The sequence below is a fragment of the Zhouia spongiae genome (assembly GCF_022760175.1).
Classification (GTDB): Bacteria; Bacteroidota; Bacteroidia; order Flavobacteriales; family Flavobacteriaceae; genus Zhouia; species Zhouia spongiae.
This window is the reverse complement of the sequence record NZ_CP094326.1, coordinates 3,745,037-3,767,027: the sequence shown is the minus strand read 5'-3', so window position 1 is coordinate 3,767,027 and position 21,991 is coordinate 3,745,037. Positions and strand designations below refer to the sequence as shown.

General features: G+C 42.4%; 7 protein-coding genes and 1 pseudogene. 7 read left to right on the top strand and 1 reads right to left on the bottom strand.

The genetic code is table 11. The annotated features are described in order from the left end of the window. The first annotated feature begins 66 nt into the window (after positions 1-66). The 3 genes from MQE36_RS15790 to MQE36_RS15780 all read left to right on the top strand — a co-directional run bounded on the left by MQE36_RS15790 (position 67) and on the right by MQE36_RS15780 (position 3,830). Positions 67-1,386 carry a RagB/SusD family nutrient uptake outer membrane protein gene (locus MQE36_RS15790; RefSeq protein ID WP_242936934.1) on the top strand — a complete coding sequence of 440 codons (1,320 nt, stop codon included), beginning with the start codon at positions 67-69 and terminating at the stop codon, positions 1,384-1,386. A gap of 103 nt (positions 1,387-1,489) precedes the next feature. Beyond that, positions 1,490-2,248, top strand: a complete 759-nt coding sequence (locus MQE36_RS15785) for a LytR/AlgR family response regulator transcription factor (RefSeq protein ID WP_242936933.1) — start codon at positions 1,490-1,492, stop codon at positions 2,246-2,248. A 505-nt stretch (positions 2,249-2,753) separates the two neighbouring features. Further along, on the top strand, positions 2,754-3,830 hold the full coding sequence (locus MQE36_RS15780) for an OmpA family protein (protein WP_242936932.1): 1,077 nt from the start codon (positions 2,754-2,756) through the stop codon (positions 3,828-3,830). 105 nt (positions 3,831-3,935) lie between these two features. On the opposite strand, the pseudogene MQE36_RS15775 reads toward MQE36_RS15780, so the two are convergent. Next, positions 3,936-4,082 (bottom strand): annotated as a pseudogene (locus tag MQE36_RS15775) (IS256 family transposase); the annotation flags it as partial. A gap of 721 nt (positions 4,083-4,803) precedes the next feature. Between MQE36_RS15775 and MQE36_RS15770 the strand changes: the two are divergent. From MQE36_RS15770 to MQE36_RS15755, 4 genes are read left to right on the top strand one after another with little or no spacing between them, the layout of a single operon-like run. After that, positions 4,804-5,319 carry a hypothetical protein gene (locus tag MQE36_RS15770; protein ID WP_242936931.1) on the top strand — a complete coding sequence of 172 codons (516 nt, stop codon included), beginning with the start codon at positions 4,804-4,806 and terminating at the stop codon, positions 5,317-5,319. Between the two features lie 25 nt (positions 5,320-5,344). Beyond that, entirely contained in the window at positions 5,345-19,042 is a 13,698-nt protein-coding gene (locus tag MQE36_RS15765) for an Ig-like domain-containing protein (RefSeq protein WP_242936930.1), read from the top strand. Positions 19,043-19,056: 14 nt separating this feature from the next. Further along, positions 19,057-19,986, top strand: a complete 930-nt coding sequence (locus MQE36_RS15760; RefSeq protein WP_242936929.1) for a PorP/SprF family type IX secretion system membrane protein — start codon at positions 19,057-19,059, stop codon at positions 19,984-19,986. A gap of 11 nt (positions 19,987-19,997) precedes the next feature. Continuing rightward, the gene (locus MQE36_RS15755) at positions 19,998-21,908 is read left to right on the top strand and encodes an OmpA family protein (RefSeq protein WP_242936928.1); all 1,911 of its coding nucleotides are present in this window, start codon (positions 19,998-20,000) and stop codon (positions 21,906-21,908) included. Positions 21,909-21,991: the final 83 nt, after the last annotated feature.

Here is a 21,991-nt window from a genome sequence, read left to right as displayed (position 1 = left end):
GATACAGCATAAGTAGTTTGAACCATTTAGGTTATGTGATTGATAAAAAACAGTAAAAATAAAGAGATGAAAAGATATTTATATTTAGCAGCAATCGTAGTTTGGACAATGATCCCGGCTTCTTGTGATAATTATCTGGATATTGAACCCGAAGGGAAAGTGATCCCGAAAACACTGGAAGAAAACAGGGCTCTTTTAACGAAAGCCTATAGCGGTTACCCGAAACACAGATCGAAGCTACAGTTCCGTACAGATGAAGTGATTCTCGATGAATTTTCTAATGACGCCCCTTATTTCAGGGATATATATATATGGAAGGATGTAAATCCGGATCCGCAAACAGGTCAATATCCGTGGGTACAGTTTTATAATACGGTATTCTATACGAACCACATTATCAATGAAGGGGTATTAACCATGAAGGATTCGGCAGAAAAAGACCAGCTTTTAGGAGAAGCCTATGCATTAAGGGCATATAGCTTTTTCGATCTCGTGAACCTTTACGGGAAGCCATATAATAAGGAAACATCAGCTAACGACCCGGGGGTACCCCTGGCTTTGGAAATAGACCTGGAACAGGTGTTTAAACCGGCTTCGGTACAAGAGGTCTATGCACAGGTGTTGTCTGATTTAGAAAATGCAAAAGAGCTTATAAATGTGGAATTACAGGAAACGGGGAAGAATTACCGTTTTTCTATATCGGCGGTGAATGCTTTGGAAGCCAGGGTTTATCTGTACATGAATGATTGGGAGAATGCCGTGTCGGCAGTTAACAGGTCTTTGAACTATAATGATCAGCTTCTGAATATGAATACGGCTGCCGGACTTCCTAATGAATATACTTCTCCGGAATCGGTATTGGCATTAGAAGACGTATACGAGGCATCTGTAAACAATGCAGCGTTTATTTCTAACGAACTAATAGCCTTGTTCGATCAGGAGAACGATTTGCGCTTCTCATTGTATTTTGTTCAGAGTGGCGGTAATTATAAATCTAATAAAGGAGGCGATCAAAAATATAAGTGTTCAATAAGGACTGCCGAGCTGTACTTATTGAAAGCAGAAGCCCTTTTTCATTTAGGAAATATAAATGAAGCTAAAGAAACCCTGCTTTCTTTGCTCGAAAATCGATACGATCCGGCATATATCAATACACTACAGGCCGGTATAGAGGCCATGAATAATACCGATTTCGAGGCCATGCTACAGCAAGAAAGAGCAAGGGAGTTGGCTTTGGAAGGACATAGGTGGTTTGATCTCAGAAGAAGTAATCAAAAAGAGATTGTCCACAGTTTTGATGGAGAAACATATATATTGGCGGAAAATGATCCCCGATATACATTGCTCTATCCGGAAGATGCTAAACTTAATAATCCAGAATTATAAGTTTAAGTTAGTTAGTTTTAAATAAGAAAGTCCGGTGTAAAACATCGGACTTTTTAATTTTCAACGGATAAATCCATATTTTTGAGGTTTATTTAGTAAAGATATGGATGTTGTTATAGTTGAAGATGAAGATTTAGCAGCTAATTACCTGAAAAAAGAATTGTTTGAACAGGAAGTTGTACAAATCAACTCAACGTTGTGCATAAGTACTGTGAAGGAAGCAATTGCCTATTTGAAAGTGCATACGCCCGACCTGGTCTTTTTAGATATAAATTTGGCAGACGGTAACAGTATGGAGATATTTAACAGCGTTAAGATCACAGCGCCTGTCATTTTTACCACTGCTTACGATGCCTATGCAATCCAGGCTTTTAAGCATTTCACAATAGATTACTTATTAAAACCTTTTGATTCAGCCGATCTGAGAAGGGCTCTTCAGAAGCTCAAACAGATTCGGAGGATCAGCAATGATAAACTTCAGGAGCTGGAACAGTTCTTGCTGACGAGGAGAGAAGACTATCAGAAGCGTTTTCTGGTGCATAAAGGGCATCAGCTTATATCGTTAGAGGTCGAAAACATAGCTTTCTTCTATGGCTCCGGAAAACATTTGTTTATCCACTCCCAGGCAGACGAAAGCTATCTGTATAATGATACGGTCAGGGATATCGTCGAAAAACTGGATCCGGATCAGTTTTTTAAGGTCAACCGGAACTATATTGTAAATTATAATGCCGTTGATAGGATTTTAAGACATTCAGCATCCAAACTCGAATTGATCCTGAAACAGAAAGTGCCTGATAACGATCAGATATTCGTCAGTAAAAATGAAGTAGCAAAGTTTAAAGAATGGCTCGACAGGTGAGTACAAAAGAATAAAAGAGACGTTTTACAGGCATCACGGTTATAGCCGGTGTGTCTTTATTTTTATTGGATTTTGAATGTAATGTCATTGTGTGTAAACAATCATTAGTCATAGCCCGGTGGTCACTACGGGGGGGTAATAAAAAGAGCCGACGACCTCGGGGATTGCCCTGTGAAATTCTTTCAGAACATTTAATAAGGGTTTGCCCCGTGAAATTCCGACAGGAATATTTCACGGGGGGGACAGGTGTAGGAGCTTTCGATTGCTATACGGGAAAAATCTCGACGATCGGGTAAATATATGTTTTTTCCTTCTTTATGTGTAGCTACTCATCTTTCAATTAATGTTGTTATTTTAAGGGCATTTAAAAGGTAATTAAGTAAAGTTTAATGATGCCTCTGTAGTACTCACATCCTTTATTTGGACGATAATTTACGTAAATGATGGAATTAACTTCACAATAGAATCAAATTTAGCCATCTTCAAGCTCTAAAGACGATTGATTATGAACAGATTATTACCTCTTTCTCTACTTGTTACGCTACTGTTAGGACAATTTGCGCAAGCTCAGGATCAGCCTGATGAAAACTACTGGTTAATCGGGATCGGAATAAATGCGGTCGATGATACAGGATTAAAATTACGGCAATATGTTAATGTGGAAGATAATTGGAATATTGCGTGGTACCCGTCACGGTTTTCCGGGGGCTATTTCTTAAAGAATGGTTTGGGGTTTCAGCTGGTAGCGTCTCATACGACTTATAAAGAAGGGAAAACAGTAAATGCACTGCCAAATGCCGAAAAGAAACAATATTTTGCCTTGGATGCACAAATTAGCTACGACCTGAATAAGATATTCGGCCAAACAGGTTGGTTTGACCCGTATATTGCCGGCGGAGCCGGACGTAACTGGGTGGGTTCAACGGAGCGCACAACACTAAATGCAGGCTTTGGTTTCAATACCTGGTTCAACGATAAACTGGGACTTAATTTTAACGCTTTGGGGAAGTTTGATGCGGGGGGAAATCACGAAGGTAACAATCACGCCCAATATTCAATAGCGCTGGTTTATAAGTTTAATAAAGAAAAGCCGGTGGTAACTGTTCCTGAGGAGGTCGTGGTGGTAGAAGTCCAAAAACCTGCTGAAGAAGAGGTAGAAGAAGTAATTCCGGAACCGGAGCCACAGATTTCCGAAGCTCAATTAAGAAGGGAAGCCCTTGAACAGGAGCTGGAAAAGATCTCCCCGGTTTATTTTGATTTTGATTCGTCATATTTGAATAAGGCAGCGAAGGTGTCGGTCGACCGGTTGGTAGAATTTTTAGAGAGAAACAGAGAAGTGACAATTTTGGTGGTATCCAATGCAGACTCCAGAGGGACAGATAAATACAATGAATGGTTAACCCAAAAAAGGGCACGGCGCGTTCGGGATTATCTGGTCAATGCCGGGGTGAATAGCTCGAGGATTAGCGTACAATGGCTGGGAGAAAGTAATTTGGTGAATGAGTGTAAAGATAATGTGCCTTGTGGCGAAGAAAAGCATAAGCTGAACAGGAGAGCTGAGTTTAAATTGAATGATGACTAGACGGAAGTCTGTTATAAAAAAGATACGATCCCGAAAAGTGTGTAAGCTATAAATGGCACTATGCCTTAAAGTATGTAAGCTAAAAATCGAGGGTTTGACTCTTTATTAGCGTTGGATCCTTTTTTCAAATACAGTCAAAAACCGGTTTAAAATAATGCCCCGGTTTCTAATAGGCATAGACCATTTTTTAGTAGCTTCTCTTAGTGCTAAAAAAGTGGATTTCATTACCGCTACGTCTGTTGGGAATGAGATATTACCTATTAATTAAATATGTAGCTTATATACACCATGTCAAAAAAGAATATTACTTCTAAAAGAATGAGACATAAAACAAAACAACAATACTGCATTACCAAATAACTGAATAACCAGATCACACCATCACATCACAACACCATCACACCATAACTTCGTAACACGATAACACCATCACATCATAACTCCGTAACACGATAACAACCATAAAAACAACCATTAAAATTTTGTTAACGAATGGTTATAATTAGTTATCGATAAAAAGTGTCGTTAATCTAAAATTTTCGATTTCAATATAAGATTGTGACTTACTTTGTAGTAAGAAAATTCAAAGCCCCAAACCTTGGATTATATCTTATACCTAAATACATTATTTAATATATCAGAATAATGTATATGTTAGTTTACAGGTTTTGATTGATTAATAGCTAGCGTTGTTGTTATGGGGTGAATTTAAAAATTATAGGCCCATGAAACATTTTTACACTTCTTGTTTATTTTCTGACTGTAGCTCAGAACGGATTTCATTAAATCAGCATTTATGCACAGGTAACGGTTATATACCGCACTACCGTTTTTAATCCTGGTAGCGGGAGTTGGTGTTGGTAAACACGATCCTCCTGAAAATCCGAATAAACCAATTTTACATAACGATTATTAATAAAGGTGCCTGAGAGCACCAAGGGTTTTTTTTGGCCTTTTATTAAAACAGAATATTATGAGAATAGTTAATAGCTTTTGTAAGTATGTGTGTTTAATGATCGCTTTAGTAGGTGTGTTTGGTGTAGAAACCGGTACAGCTCAGGAAAGTAGGATATATAAATTCGAAAGAACTTCGGAAGCGAGGTTGGGTAGTGCTTCTGTACCTGGCGAAGAGCGGGTTTCAGAACTAGCTTTTCAGCTACAGCCCTGTATCTATATAGAGAATAACAACATAAAAAAAGTTAGTGGCTACAGAAGGCCTGTTGTTATAAAAATGAGCAATTCAAACTCATATAACTTGCTGGCTTCACCAGATTCCAGATTCAGAAATGTTGAGTTGCTGAAGATAGATATTGAAAACAGGAGTGAACTGAGGAATACGATCGATATGTCGAAACTAACCGGTTTAAGGGGACTAAAATATCTTTTTATCGATTGTTCTTTTGAGGTATCAGAGTATGATATCAAACGATATGTTGTCAATCCCGATCCTGAAATTATTATCCTTTATGGGGTGAATAAAAAATCTTAATTCAGTTGTTTAAAGTACTGTAAGAATGAAAAATAATATCTCAGATAATTTAAGTAAAAAACGATTAGCAAGTGTTTTGTTTGTATTAACACTTTTAATCTTCGTAGGGAATAGTGCTATTGCTCAGGTAAATGTTAATTTTCAACCAAGATCCTCTGTATACACTCCTGGTAAAACCATATACAATGTAAAAGGAGACTTTACCATGATGGGGAATACCAACCTTACTTTGGTGAATTACGGTGATAATACCAGTAATGCTAATGACATGCGTTATGTTGATGTGGATGGAGATATTAATACTCTCAACTCATCATCTGCAACATTACAATTCTCTAATGAAAACGGGGCACTTCCCGATTGTTCCAATATTATTTACGCCGGATTGTATTGGAGTGGCAGGGCCGGATCGGACCAAAACTTTACTGTTAATAAAGAAGTACCCACAGGGAATATGGTATCTGAAGAAGTGACTGATGAAGGTGTAGCGATATACAATAATGGCAATATAGATAAAACGGATTATTCGTTAACAATTACATATAGCGGTAGTAATAATTATTTTACATTCATTCCTTCCGGGGGAGGAAATACCGTAAGATTTAGGTATAGACAAAATGGAAATAATAGTGAGGTACGTTTATATAATGGGTTTAATTGGAACACAAGTCCAATAGTGAATACTAGTTCTATAGATAATAATACTGCTTATTTCAGTACACCATATGAAATATATTCTGATAGTAATTATACTTTAGAGGTGACAAGGTTGTATCTTTCTTCTTGGGGCAATTCTTGGGATAGAGCCTATGTTGATGTTACTTATAACGAAACAGTCCCAGAGGTCGTAACCGTTACTAAGAATTACGATAAACGAAAGATATCCATAAAAGGACCTAATGCCTCGGGTTATACTGAGCTAACTGCCAATGCAAATGATATTTATTATCCAACAAATTCCGAAGCTTATATATATGCTGCTTATACTGAAATAACAGATTATGTAAAAACCAACGGGCTTGGAGAGTACTTTGTGGCTGATATGGCCTTAAGGGAAGGAGACCCTGACGGGACAGGATACTTTGGAGGCTGGGGTATGGTAGTGGTCTATGAAAACTCTAAAATGAACTGGAGGGATATTACGGTTTTTGACGGCTATGCCTATGTGAATTCTTCAAATGATGATGAATACATCATTGACGTGGATGGGTTCCATGCAGCGCAAAATGGTAATGTTAATGTGAAGTTAGGTGTTATGGCGGGCGAAGGAGATGCGCCATTTACAGGAGATGCTTTTCAAATCGAGAATAGAAATACCGGAAATTATACTTCGTTAAGTCATACCGGGAATTCGACTACAAACTTTTTTAATTCTTCGATAGTTACCGGAGGAAATCCCAGAAATCCTACGTTACTAAATAATACGGGTATTGATATTAGTATGTTTAATATAAATAATAGCAGCAATTCTATTATAGATAATAGTCAAACATCAACATCTTTTAAATACTATACTGATGGAGATACTTATTCGATCTTTAACGTAACTTTTGCCGTAGATGCGTATGTGCCTGAAACAGAGGGGGTGGTAACCGGGGTGTCCATAGGAGGAGGTTCTTCTGTTCCGCCTTCTTCATCCTTATCAATAGAGCCGGGAGAAACCATTGAGTTTACCGTAGATATTAAAAATAAAGGGACGGAAGCAATAGAGAATGCTGTATTAACAATACCCGTTCCATATACTTCGGCTTATCAGAATACCAATATTTCATATACAACGAATCCTTCCTATTCTTTAAGTCCGAATTCACAGCCTGAATACGATCCAAACATTGGAGCCACCGGGGCTATCGTATGGGATATAGGGGATTTGCCGGAACAAAATGATCCGGATGATTGGTTGTACAGACTAAATTTTGAATTTACAGCTACAACAGATTGTGCCATTCTTTCGAACACTACCTGCCAGCCATTAATTGCTTTAACAGGATATATTACAGGGAACGGAGTTGTTTCGGGAACTTCATTCAATCAGGATTTGATACAGGGGTATGAAACGAGTGGGGTATGTGAAGGAGAGCCTATACCAATCCCTTTAAATATAACAATAGATAAAGATGATTATGTAAATCAGCATTGTGCCAGTTACGACCCGGTACGTGATTTTTATTTCTGTAACAGAACAACAGATATACAGACCTCAGAAGTGGAAGCTCAGTTCCCTCCGGGAACGATGTTCTATAACGAGTACCCTGTAGAAGATACTTCTATACGATATACAAGTAGCAACCCTTTTCCTGCCACTCCCGGACAAACAACGTATTTTGGAGTCCCTCCGGGCCTATCGAGCTGTTACTATGAATTTACTATTAATGTAAATACAATTAACAGTACTCCGGATGTTAATGCAAGTGATGTAACTTACTGTTTAAATGAAACAGCAGTTCCGCTAACAGCAACACCAACTGTTCCAGGATATGTATTATTGTATTATACGGATGATAACCCTGCTACGATTGGGCAGGCAAGCTTGACCCCGCCGACAGACGTAGCCGGAGAGTTCACCTATTATGTGGCAGAAGGATTTGATGAAGACTGTATGAGTCCAACCCGGGTTCCGATAACGGTAACGATTAATGATTTGCCTGATGCCCCAGTAAGTAATGGTGATATTACCGAGTGTGAGACAAGTCCGATCCAGACCTTGGATGCCAACGATGCTTTATCAAGCACTACAGGGATCACCTGGTACGATGCTGCTACCGGAGGTAGTGTAGTTGCGACTCCAACATTAAATACCGTAGGCAGTGCAACCTATTATGCAGAATATAACGATGGTACTTGTACAAGTTTAACAAGAACAGCGGTAGTGTTAACGATCACTGGCGCTCCGGCAGCCCCAGTAAGTAGTGGCGATATTACCGAGTGTGAGACAAGTCCAATCCAGACCTTAGATGCCAACGATGCTTTATCAAGCACTACAGGGATCACCTGGTACGATGCTGCTACCGGAGGTAGTGTAGTTGCCAACCCAACATTAAATACCGTAGGCAGTGCAACCTATTACGCAGAATATAACGATGGTACTTGTACAAGTTTAACAAGAACAGCGGTAGTGTTAACGATCACTGGCGCTCCGGCAGCCCCAGTAAGTAATGGTGATATTACCGAGTGTGAGACAAGTCCGATCCAGACTTTAGATGCCAACGATGCTTTATCAAGCACTACAGGGATCACCTGGTACGATGCTTCAACAGGCGGAAGTGTAGTTGCGACTCCAACATTAAATACCGTAGGCAGTGCGACGTATTATGCAGAATATAACGATGGTACTTGTACAAGTTTAACAAGAACAGCGGTAGTGTTAACGATTACAGGCGCTCCGGCAGCCCCAGTAAGTAGTGGCGATATTACCGAGTGTGAGACAAGTCCGATCCAGACCTTGGATGCGAACGATGCTTTATCAAGTACTACAGGCATTACCTGGTACGATGCTGCTACCGGAGGTAGTGTAGTTGCGACTCCAACATTAAATACCGTAGGCAGTGCGACCTATTACGCAGAATATAACGATGGTACTTGTACAAGTTTAACAAGAACAGCGGTAGTGTTAACGATCACAGGCGCTCCGGCAGCCCCAGTAAGTAATGGTGATATTACCGAGTGTGAGACAAGTCCGATCCAGACCTTAGATGCCAACGATGCTTTATCAAGCACTACAGGCATTACCTGGTACGATGCTGCTACCGGAGGTAGTGTAGTAGCCAATCCAACATTAAATACCGTAGGCAGTGCAACCTATTATGCAGAATATAACGATGGTACTTGTACAAGTTTAACAAGAACAGCGGTAGTGTTAACGATTACAGGCGCTCCGGCAGCCCCAGTAAGTAGTGGCGATATTACCGAGTGTGAGACAAGTCCAATCCAGACCTTAGATGCCAACGATGCTTTATCAAGCACTACAGGGATCACCTGGTACGATGCTGCTACCGGAGGTAGTGTAGTTGCCAACCCAACATTAAATACCGTAGGCAGTGCAACCTATTACGCAGAATATAACGATGGTACTTGTACAAGTTTAACAAGAACAGCGGTAGTGTTAACGATCACTGGCGCTCCGGCAGCCCCAGTAAGTAGTGGCGATATTACCGAGTGTGAGACAAGTCCGATCCAGACCTTGGATGCGAACGATGCTTTATCAAGTACTACAGGGATCACCTGGTACGATGCTGCTACCGGAGGTAGTGTAGTTGCGACTCCAACATTAAATACCGTAGGCAGTGCAACCTATTATGCAGAATATAACGATGGTACTTGTACAAGTTTAACAAGAACAGCGGTAGTGTTAACGATCACTGGCGCTCCGGCAGCCCCAGTAAGTAGTGGTGATATTACCGAGTGTGAGACAAGTCCGATCCAGACCTTGGATGCCAACGATGCTTTATCAAGCACTACAGGGATCACCTGGTACGATGCTGCTACCGGAGGTAGTGTAGTTGCGACTCCAACATTAAATACCGTAGGCAGTGCAACCTATTATGCAGAATATAACGATGGTACTTGTACAAGTTTAACAAGAACAGCGGTAGTGTTAACGATCACAGGCGCTCCGGCAGCCCCAGTAAGTAATGGTGATATTACCGAGTGTGAGACAAGTCCGATCCAGACCTTGGATGCCAACGATGCTTTATCAAGCACTACAGGCATTACCTGGTACGATGCTGCTACCGGAGGTAGTGTAGTTGCGACTCCAACATTAAATACCGTAGGCAGTGCGACGTATTATGCAGAATATAACGATGGTACTTGTACAAGTTTAACAAGAACAGCGGTAGTGTTAACGATTACAGGCGCTCCGGCAGCCCCAGTAAGTAGTGGCGATATTACCGAGTGTGAGACAAGTCCGATCCAGACTTTAGATGCCAACGATGCTTTATCAAGTACTACAGGGATCACCTGGTACGATGCTGCTACCGGAGGTAGTGTAGTTGCGACTCCAACATTAAATACCGTAGGCAGTGCGACCTATTACGCAGAATATAACGATGGTACTTGTACAAGTTTAACAAGAACAGCGGTAGTGTTAACGATTACTGGCGCTCCGGCAGCCCCAGTAAGTAGTGGTGATATTACCGAGTGTGAGACAAGTCCGATCCAGACTTTAGATGCCAACGATGCTTTATCAAGTACCACAGGCATTACCTGGTACGATGCTGCTACCGGAGGTAGTGTAGTTGCGACTCCAACATTAAATACCGTAGGCAGTGCAACCTATTACGCAGAATATAACGATGGTACTTGTACAAGTTTAACAAGAACAGCGGTAGTGTTAACGATTACAGGCGCTCCGGCAGCCCCAGTAAGTAGTGGTGATATTACCGAGTGTGAGACAAGTCCGATCCAGACCTTGGATGCCAACGATGCTTTATCAAGCACTACAGGGATCACCTGGTACGATGCTGCTACCGGAGGTAGTGTAGTTGCCAACCCAACATTAAATACCGTAGGCAGTGCAACCTATTACGCAGAATATAACGATGGTACTTGTACAAGTTTAACAAGAACAGCGGTAGTGTTAACGATTACAGGCGCTCCGGCAGCCCCAGTAAGTAGTGGTGATATTACCGAGTGTGAGACAAGTCCGATCCAGACCTTGGATGCCAACGATGCTTTATCAAGCACTACAGGGATCACCTGGTACGATGCTGCTACCGGAGGTAGTGTAGTTGCCAACCCAACATTAAATACCGTAGGCAGTGCAACCTATTACGCAGAATATAACGATGGTACTTGTACAAGTTTAACAAGAACAGCGGTAGTGTTAACGATCACAGGCGCTCCGGCAGCCCCAGTAAGTAGTGGTGATATTACCGAGTGTGAGACAAGTCCGATCCAGACTTTAGATGCCAACGATGCTTTATCAAGTACTACAGGCATTACCTGGTACGATGCTGCTACCGGAGGTAGTGTAGTTGCCAACCCAACATTAAATACCGTAGGAAGTGCGACCTATTATGCAGAATATAACGATGGTACTTGTACAAGTTTAACAAGAACAGCGGTAGTGTTAACGATCACTGGCGCTCCGGCAGCCCCAGTAAGTAGTGGTGATATTACCGAGTGTGAGACAAGTCCGATCCAGACTTTAGATGCCAACGATGCTTTATCAAGTACTACAGGCATTACCTGGTACGATGCTGCTACCGGAGGTAGTGTAGTTGCCAACCCAACATTAAATACCGTAGGCAGTGCAACCTATTACGCAGAATATAACGATGGTACTTGTACAAGTTTAACAAGAACAGCGGTAGTGTTAACGATTACAGGCGCTCCGGCAGCCCCAGTAAGTAGTGGTGATATTACCGAGTGTGAGACAAGTCCGATCCAGACTTTAGATGCCAACGATGCTTTATCAAGTACTACAGGCATTACCTGGTACGATGCTGCTACCGGAGGTAGTGTAGTTGCCAACCCAACATTAAATACCGTAGGCAGTGCAACCTATTACGCAGAATATAACGATGGTACTTGTACAAGTTTAACAAGAACAGCGGTAGTGTTAACGATCACTGGCGCTCCGGCAGCCCCAGTAAGTAATGGTGATATTACCGAGTGTGAGACAAGTCCGATCCAGACTTTAGATGCGAACGATGCTTTATCAAGTACTACAGGCATTACCTGGTACGATGCTGCTACCGGAGGTAGTGTAGTTGCCAACCCAACATTAAATACCGTAGGCAGTGCAACCTATTACGCAGAATATAACGATGGTACTTGTACAAGTTTAACAAGAACAGCGGTAGTGTTAACGATCACAGGCGCTCCGGCAGCCCCAGTAAGTAGTGGTGATATTACCGAGTGTGAGACAAGTCCGATCCAGACTTTAGATGCCAACGATGCTTTATCAAGTACTACAGGCATTACCTGGTACGATGCTGCTACCGGAGGTAGTGTAGTTGCGACTCCAACATTAAATACCGTAGGCAGTGCAACCTATTACGCAGAATATAACGATGGTACTTGTACAAGTTTAACAAGAACAGCGGTAGTGTTAACGATCACAGGCGCTCCGGCAGCCCCAGTAAGTAGTGGTGATATTACCGAGTGTGAGACAAGTCCGATCCAGACTTTAGATGCCAACGATGCTTTATCAAGCACTACAGGGATCACCTGGTACGATGCTGCTACCGGAGGAAATGTAGTTGCCAACCCAACATTAAATACCGTAGGCAGTGCGACCTATTATGCAGAATATAACGATGGTACTTGTACAAGTTTAACAAGAACAGCGGTAGTGTTAACGATCACTGGCGCTCCGGCAGCCCCAGTAAGTAGTGGTGATATTACCGAGTGTGAGACAAGTCCGATCCAGACCTTGGATGCCAACGATGCTTTATCAAGCACTACAGGCATTACCTGGTACGATGCTGCTACCGGAGGTAGTGTAGTTGCGACTCCAACATTAAATACCGTAGGCAGTGCAACCTATTATGCAGAATATAACGATGGTACTTGTACAAGTTTAACAAGAACAGCGGTAGTGTTAACGATCACAGGCGCTCCGGCAGCCCCAGTAAGTAGTGGTGATATTACCGAGTGTGAGACAAGTCCGATCCAGACTTTAGATGCCAACGATGCTTTATCAAGTACTACAGGCATTACCTGGTACGATGCTGCTACCGGAGGTAGTGTAGTTGCGACTCCAACATTAAATACCGTAGGCAGTGCAACCTATTACGCAGAATATAACGATGGTACTTGTACAAGTTTAACAAGAACAGCGGTAGTGTTAACGATTACAGGCGCTCCGGCAGCCCCAGTAAGTAGTGGTGATATTATCGAGTGTGAGACAAGTCCGATCCAGACCTTAGATGCGAATAATGCACTTAGCGATACAACAGGGATCACCTGGTACGATGCTGCTACCGGAGGAAATGTAGTTGCCAACCCAACATTAAATACCGTAGGCAGTGCAACCTATTACGCAGAATATAACGATGGTACTTGTACAAGTTTAACAAGAACAGCGGTAGTGTTAACGATCACTGGCGCTCCGGCAGCCCCAGTAAGTAGTGGTGATATTACCGAGTGTGAGACAAGTCCGATCCAGACTTTAGATGCCAACGATGCTTTATCAAGCACTACAGGGATCACCTGGTACGATGCTGCTACCGGAGGTAGTGTAGTTGCCAACCCAACATTAAATACCGTAGGCAGTGCAACCTATTACGCAGAATATAACGATGGTACTTGTACAAGTTTAACAAGAACAGCGGTAGTGTTAACGATTACAGGCGCTCCGGCAGCCCCAGTAAGTAGTGGTGATATTACCGAGTGTGAGACAAGTCCGATCCAGACTTTAGATGCCAACGATGCTTTATCAAGTACTACAGGGATCACCTGGTACGATGCTGCTACCGGAGGTAGTGTAGTTGCCAACCCAACATTAAATACCGTAGGCAGTGCAACCTATTACGCAGAATATAACGATGGTACTTGTACAAGTTTAACAAGAACAGCGGTAGTGTTAACGATCACTGGCGCTCCGGCAGCCCCAGTAAGTAATGGTGATATTACCGAGTGTGAGACAAGTCCGATCCAGACCTTGGATGCCAACGATGCTTTATCAAGTACTACAGGCATTACCTGGTACGATGCTGCTACCGGAGGTAGTGTAGTTGCCAACCCAACATTAAATACCGTAGGCAGTGCAACCTATTACGCAGAATATAACGATGGTACTTGTACAAGTTTAACAAGAACAGCGGTAGTGTTAACGATCACAGGCGCTCCGGCAGCCCCAGTAAGTAGTGGTGATATTACCGAGTGTGAGACAAGTCCGATCCAGACCTTGGATGCCAACGATGCTTTATCAAGTACTACAGGCATTACCTGGTACGATGCTGCTACCGGAGGTAGTGTAGTTGCGACTCCAACATTAAATACCGTAGGCAGTGCAACCTATTATGCAGAATATAACGATGGTACTTGTACAAGTTTAACAAGAACAGCGGTAGTGTTAACGATTACAGGCGCTCCGGCAGCCCCAGTAAGTAGTGGTGATATTACCGAGTGTGAGACAAGTCCGATCCAGACTTTAGATGCGAACGATGCTTTATCAAGTACTACAGGCATTACCTGGTACGATGCTGCTACCGGAGGAAATGTAGTTGCCAACCCAACATTAAATACCGTAGGAAGTGCGACCTATTATGCAGAATATAACGATGGTACTTGTACAAGTTTAACAAGAACAGCGGTAGTGTTAACGATTACAGGCGCTCCGGCAGCCCCAGTAAGTAGTGGTGATATTACCGAGTGTGAGACAAGTCCGATCCAGACTTTAGATGCCAACGATGCTTTATCAAGTACTACAGGGATCACCTGGTACGATGCTGCTACCGGAGGTAGTGTAGTTGCGACTCCAACATTAAATACCGTAGGCAGTGCGACCTATTATGCAGAATATAACGATGGTACTTGTACAAGTTTAACAAGAACAGCGGTAGTGTTAACGATTACAGGCGCTCCGGCAGCCCCAGTAAGTAGTGGTGATATTACCGAGTGTGAGACAAGTCCGATCCAGACCTTGGATGCCAACGATGCTTTATCAAGTACTACAGGCATTACCTGGTACGATGCTGCTACCGGAGGTAGTGTAGTTGCGACTCCAACATTAAATACCGTAGGCAGTGCAACCTATTACGCAGAATATAACGATGGTACTTGTACAAGTTTAACAAGAACAGCGGTAGTGTTAACGATCACAGGCGCTCCGGCAGCCCCAATAAGTAATGGTGATATTACCGAGTGTGAGACAAGTCCGATCCAGACTTTAGATGCCAACGATGCTTTATCAAGTACTACAGGCATTACCTGGTACGATGCTGCTACCGGAGGTAGTGTAGTAGCCAATCCGACATTAAATACCGTAGGCAGTGCAACCTATTATGCAGAATATAACGATGGTACTTGTACAAGTTTAACAAGAACAGCGGTAGTATTAACGATTACAGGCGCTCCGGCAGCCCCAGTAAGTAGTGGTGATATTACCGAGTGTGAGACAAGTCCGATCCAGACCTTGGATGCGAACGATGCTTTATCAAGTACTACAGGCATTACCTGGTACGATGCTGCTACCGGAGGTAGTGTAGTTGCGACTCCAACATTAAATACCGTAGGCAGTGCAACCTATTATGCAGAATATAACGATGGTACTTGTACAAGTTTAACAAGAACAGCGGTAGTGTTAACGATTACAGGCGCTCCGGCAGCCCCAGTAAGTAGTGGTGATATTACCGAGTGTGAGACAAGTCCGATCCAGACTTTAGATGCGAATAATGCACTTAGCGATACAACAGGGATCACCTGGTACGATGCTGCTACCGGAGGAAATGTAGTTGCCAACCCAACATTAAATACCGTAGGAAGTGCGACCTATTATGCAGAATATAACGATGGTACTTGTACAAGTTTAACAAGAACAGCGGTAGTGTTAACGATCACAGGCGCTCCGGCAGCCCCAGTAAGTAGTGGTGATATTACCGAGTGTGAGACAAGTCCGATCCAGACTTTAGATGCCAACGATGCTTTATCAAGTACTACAGGCATTACCTGGTACGATGCTGCTACCGGAGGTAGTGTAGTTGCCAACCCAACATTAAATACCGTAGGAAGTGCGACCTATTATGCAGAATATAACGATGGTACTTGTACAAGTTTAACAAGAACAGCGGTAGTGTTAACGATCACTGGCGCTCCGGCAGCCCCAGTAAGTAGTGGTGATATTACCGAGTGTGAGACAAGTCCGATCCAGACTTTAGATGCCAACGATGCTTTATCAAGTACTACAGGCATTACCTGGTACGATGCTGCTACCGGAGGTAGTGTAGTTGCCAACCCAACATTAAATACCGTAGGCAGTGCAACCTATTACGCAGAATATAACGATGGTACTTGTACAAGTTTAACAAGAACAGCGGTAGTGTTAACGATTACAGGCGCTCCGGCAGCCCCAGTAAGTAGTGGTGATATTACCGAGTGTGAGACAAGTCCGATCCAGACTTTAGATGCCAACGATGCTTTATCAAGTACTACAGGCATTACCTGGTACGATGCTGCTACCGGAGGTAGTGTAGTTGCCAACCCAACATTAAATACCGTAGGCAGTGCAACCTATTACGCAGAATATAACGATGGTACTTGTACAAGTTTAACAAGAACAGCGGTAGTGTTAACGATCACTGGCGCTCCGGCAGCCCCAGTAAGTAATGGTGATATTACCGAGTGTGAGACAAGTCCGATCCAGACTTTAGATGCGAACGATGCTTTATCAAGTACTACAGGCATTACCTGGTACGATGCTGCTACCGGAGGTAGTGTAGTTGCCAACCCAACATTAAATACCGTAGGCAGTGCAACCTATTACGCAGAATATAACGATGGTACTTGTACAAGTTTAACAAGAACAGCGGTAGTGTTAACGATCACAGGCGCTCCGGCAGCCCCAGTAAGTAGTGGTGATATTACCGAGTGTGAGACAAGTCCGATCCAGACTTTAGATGCCAACGATGCTTTATCAAGCACCACAGGGATCACCTGGTACGATGCTGCTACCGGAGGTAGTGTAGTTGCGACTCCAACATTAAATACCGTAGGCAGTGCAACCTATTACGCAGAATATAACGATGGTACTTGTACAAGCCTGACCAGAACAGCCGTGACTCTGACAATTAATAAACTACCAGCGGTAAGCGTAAGCACTGATGCCACGGAGATCAGTTGTGCCGACCAGGAGGTTGTCATCACTGCGACTGCTACCGTACAAGGTACAGCCAGCTACTTATGGAGCAATGGAGAGACCACACAAAGCATTACCGTAACTGCAGCCGGAACATATAGCGTGGTAGTTACCGATAGCGATAACGGATGTAGTGTAACGTCTGATGATGTGATCATCGGGGAAGACACTACGGTACCAACGGTAAGTGTAAGCGCTGATGCCACGGAGATCAGTTGTGCCGACCAGGAGGTTGTCATCACTGCGACTGCTACCGTACAAGGCACAGCCAGCTACTTATGGAGCAATGGAGAGACCACACAAAGCATTACCGTAACTGCAGCCGGAACATACAGCGTGGTAGTTACCGATAGCGATAACGGATGTAGTGTAACGTCTGATGATGTGATCATCGGGGAAGATACTACGGCTCCGTCTGTAAACATTAGCACCGACGATGATGAATTAAGCTGTACAAATTCTGATTTAGTAATAACAGCTACTCCATCAGTGCAAGGAACAGCAAGTTATCTGTGGAGTACCGGAGAGACCACACAGTCTGTCACTGTAACTGCAGCCGGAACATATACGGTAACTGTAACCGACAGTGATAATGGTTGTACTGTTGACGGTAGTATTGAAATTACTTTTGTTGGTGACTCTGAAGCCCCAACCTTTACAGTACCGGCCGATATTACGGTAGCATGCGATACCGATATTACAGATCTTTCTGTTACAGGTGATGTAACCGATGAAGCCGATAATTGCGCTACAGGAATAGAAGCTATCTATTCGGATACTGTAGAACCTGGTGATTGTCCGAATGAAAGTATAATAACCCGTACATGGATCTTAACAGACGGTAACAACAATACCACAACCCATGTTCAATTCATTACGGTAATGGATACCACGGCTCCTGAGTTTGTAGAAGCCTTACCACAAGACATAACAGTAAATGAAGGTGACATTCCGGATGCTGAGACACTGACAGCAGTCGATAATTGCGGTGATGCTACGGTGACATTCTCAGAAAGTATTGTGAACGAGAGTAAGTTCACTTACGATATTGTAAGAACATGGATAGCAGCTGATGCCTGTGGTAATGAAGTTATGCATTCACAAACAGTGCATGTGAACATACCGGGAGAATTGCCACCACCTGCACCACCTGTTCCGGTAGATTGTGATAATATTCCGGAGGTGCCAGATCATGATTTTTCAAATTATTTTCCTGGGGATATCACGGTTACTTTTGAAGAAACCTCAGACTATCAAGGGTTACTGGAAGATTATAATATTACCAGAACCTGGACCATTACAGAAGCAGACGGTACAGTACATGTCTATACCGAATACTTAGAGGTATATGTAAACAATGATATTCAGGAGTTACCGGAAACAGAACTGTGTGTTGAAGATGCTGTAATAGACCTGAACAGCCTGTTACCTGATACAGCTCAGGAAGGTGGAGAATGGACTGTAGAGGATGGAGATGCCGATGTAAATGGTTCCTTCTTTGATCCGTCTGGTTTGGAGCTAGGTATTTATACCTTACAATATAAAGTAACAAATACTTCTTGTCCTGAGGTATGGGAAATAAAGATTACCGTTCACGATGAATGTGTGATATTACCATGCGGAAGAGACGATGTAATTGTATCAAAAACCATTACACCAAACGGAGATGCCTATAACCAGTACTTTACTGTAACAGGAGTTGAAGCTTGCGGCTTTACGATCAATGTTAAGATCTTTAACCGTTGGGGACATATGATCTATGAAGCAGAGAATTATCAGAATAATTGGGATGGAGCTACTACCAGATCAGCATTCGGCCGATCAGGAACAGTACCATCAGGAACCTATTATTATATCATAGATCTAAAAGATAGTGGGATAAAACCTATTACAGGTTATATATTTGTAGGTACTAAATAAGAAATTCTTGAACCATGAAAATAGTTAAAAATATTACATGCCTGATAGCACTTTTTTGCGGGATACAAGCCTTTTCGCAACAATTGCCACAGTTTACACAATATATGTACAATACGATCTCTATAAACCCTGCTTATGCAGGGAGTAGAGGCTCGTTTAGTGTTGTCGGCCTCCATAGATCTCAATGGGCCGGGTTCGAAGGAGGCCCTTCAACACAAACGGTATCTGTGAACTCCATGATGAAAAACGAAAAAGTTGGACTGGGATTTTCGTTTATTAACGATAAACTAGGGTATGAGAACTTTACGTACCTGTATGGAGATTTTGCATACAACCTTCAGGTAGGTGCAGATACCAAACTAGCTTTAGGACTAAAAGCCGGATTTACACATTATTCCCTGGATGAAGAATTGATTACAGATCCGGCGATTATAAGTGATCCGTATTTTCAGGATTTTTCAAATCGTTGGTCACCTAATATCGGAGTGGGTTCATACCTCTATAGCGAAAGATGGTACCTGGGACTTTCAGCACCACGGATACTCACCAATGATTATAACGATGGTGAGGCCGCAGGAGTCGATTATGTAGCTTTTGAACGGGTAAGTTACTATCTGACAGGAGGCTATGTTTTTGATATGGGAAAAGATGTAAAGTTTAAACCGGCCATGTTACTAAAGGCCACCAACGGGGCTCCTTTATCTTTTGATGCCACAGCCAACTTTTTATTCAATGAAAAGCTTTGGTTGGGTGCGGCTTATCGCTTTGACTCTTTTAATACTTTTGGGGCACTTATTGATTTTCAGGTTTCAGACAGGCTTAGACTGGGTTATACTTATGAGCTGCCCGTATCGGGCATCAGGCCCTATACAAATGGTACTCATGAGTTCTTGCTTATATATGAGATCAATAAAAAACGTATCAAGTCACCAAGATACTTTTAACAATATACTCTATGAAACGAATTATACTTTTTATAACCTTAATAGGGATTCCGGTTTGTCTGTTTGGACAGAAAAAGTTTGTAGCGGACAAGTATTTTAAAGATTTCTCATATGTAAAAGCAGCCGAACTGTATGAAGAGGTTGTGGCGGGTGGCGACGCTACCCCTGAAACACTATATAAGTTAGGCGATTGCTATTACAATAATTCTGAGTCTGAAAAGGCCGCCAAATGGTATGAATTGGCACTTAAAAAAGACAAAAAATACGATAAAAGACCTGAATATGTATATAAGTACATACAAACCCAGCGTAGTTTGGGAAACTATGAAAACGCCAACGACTGGTTAAAAATATTTAACGATATTACCGAAAACGACAGTCGTTCGGAACAATTACAGGGCAACCTGACCAACTATTTTAACGAGTATGCCAAAACGGAGGGGATTTATGTAAAAACAGTAAACCTGTCCGTTAATACGCCTGATTATGATTTTGGTGCATATGCTGTAGGGAACACGCTCTACTATTCAAGCGGACAAGACAACAGTAAGAAGTATAGCTGGAACAATCAGCCTTTTCTGGATATCTACCAGGCTCAGATCACTAAAAACAATGATTCCGTAAGCATAGGACATATAGAAGCGTTGAAGGCAAAAAAGATCAATACGATTTACCACGAAGCCAATATAGCCATAAGCAACGATGGAAAAACGCTTTACTTTACCCGTAATAATGTAAGTAAGGCAAACCGGTTGAAAGCCGACCATAAAGGAATCTCACATTTAAAGCTCTATAAGGCCTCTCTGGTAGACGGTATCTGGCAAGATATAGAAGAACTGCCTTTTAACAGCTCGCAGTATTCTGTCGGTCACCCTGCATTGAGCCCTGATGGAAAAACGTTGTATATAGTATCGGATAAAAAAGGAGGCTTTGGTCAGACTGATATCTATTCGGTAGCAATCCATGAAGATGGTAGCTATGGAAAACCGGAAAACCTGGGGAAACATATCAATACCGAAGGAAGGGAAATGTTTCCGTTTGTAGCTAAAGACAGTACATTGTATTTTTCCTCTGACGGTTATTTAGGACTGGGACTCCTCGATATATACAAGTCCGGTATCTTACGTGGTTCAACCACTGCACCTGAAAATATGGGAGCCCCATATAACAGTCCCGAAGACGATTTTTCATTCTTTATCAATGATGATCTGAAAACCGGGTATCTTGCATCAAACAGACAGGGCGGTAAAGGCGATGACGATATCTATTTTTACGGAACATACAGCTGCAAGCAAAAAGTCGAAGGAATCGTCAGGAATGCCAATACACAATTACCATTGGAAGCGGAAGTCTCCGTTTTTGACAGTACCGGAAAATTGATTGCAAAAGTAAATTCGAACAAGGAAGGATATTACAGTATAAAGCTGGATTGCGATAAGCAATTCACGATAAAAGGGAGCAAGCCCGATTACAGGGATGCTTTGGCTGAGATCGGTACGACCAAGGAAAACGACCGGGTAAATACCGTAAACCTTGAACTGATACCACTGATAGATAAAAACCAGATCGTGCTGAATCCGATATTCTTTAATTTCGATAAATGGAATATCAGGGCGGATGCACAATACGAACTGGAACATATCGTAAACGTGATGAAAAACCATCCGCAAATGGTTATCAAGATCGAATCGCATACAGACAGCCGAGGTAGTGACCGTTACAATATGAAACTATCACAACGCAGGGCAGACGCCACCAGAGAGTATATCTTGTCCAGAGGAATTGAACCCGCACGTATAGAAAGCTCAATAGGATATGGAGAAAGCCAGCTGCTGAACGAATGCGCTGACGGCGTGAAGTGTTCAGAAGCCAAACACCAGGAAAACAGAAGATCGTACTTCTACATCGTAAACTACGATTAACACTAACAAAAAGAGGCTGTCTTCTGAAAAGTCATGACAGCCTCTCAATATCCTTTAAGATTCAAATATCCTAATATCAGAAT

Bases quoted from the DNA above. Each gene is read 5' to 3' on its own strand.
- MQE36_RS15780 (WP_242936932.1), top strand. From the start codon at position 2,754: ATGAACAGATTATTACCTCTTTCTCTACTTGTTACGCTACTGTTAGGA.
- MQE36_RS15785 (WP_242936933.1), top strand. From the start codon at position 1,490: ATGGATGTTGTTATAGTTGAAGATGAAGATTTAGCAGCTAATTACCTG.
- MQE36_RS15770 (WP_242936931.1), top strand. From the start codon at position 4,804: ATGAGAATAGTTAATAGCTTTTGTAAGTATGTGTGTTTAATGATCGCT.
- MQE36_RS15790 (WP_242936934.1), top strand. From the start codon at position 67: ATGAAAAGATATTTATATTTAGCAGCAATCGTAGTTTGGACAATGATC.
- MQE36_RS15765 (WP_242936930.1), top strand. From the start codon at position 5,345: ATGAAAAATAATATCTCAGATAATTTAAGTAAAAAACGATTAGCAAGT.
- MQE36_RS15755 (WP_242936928.1), top strand. From the start codon at position 19,998: ATGAAACGAATTATACTTTTTATAACCTTAATAGGGATTCCGGTTTGT.
- MQE36_RS15760 (WP_242936929.1), top strand. From the start codon at position 19,057: ATGAAAATAGTTAAAAATATTACATGCCTGATAGCACTTTTTTGCGGG.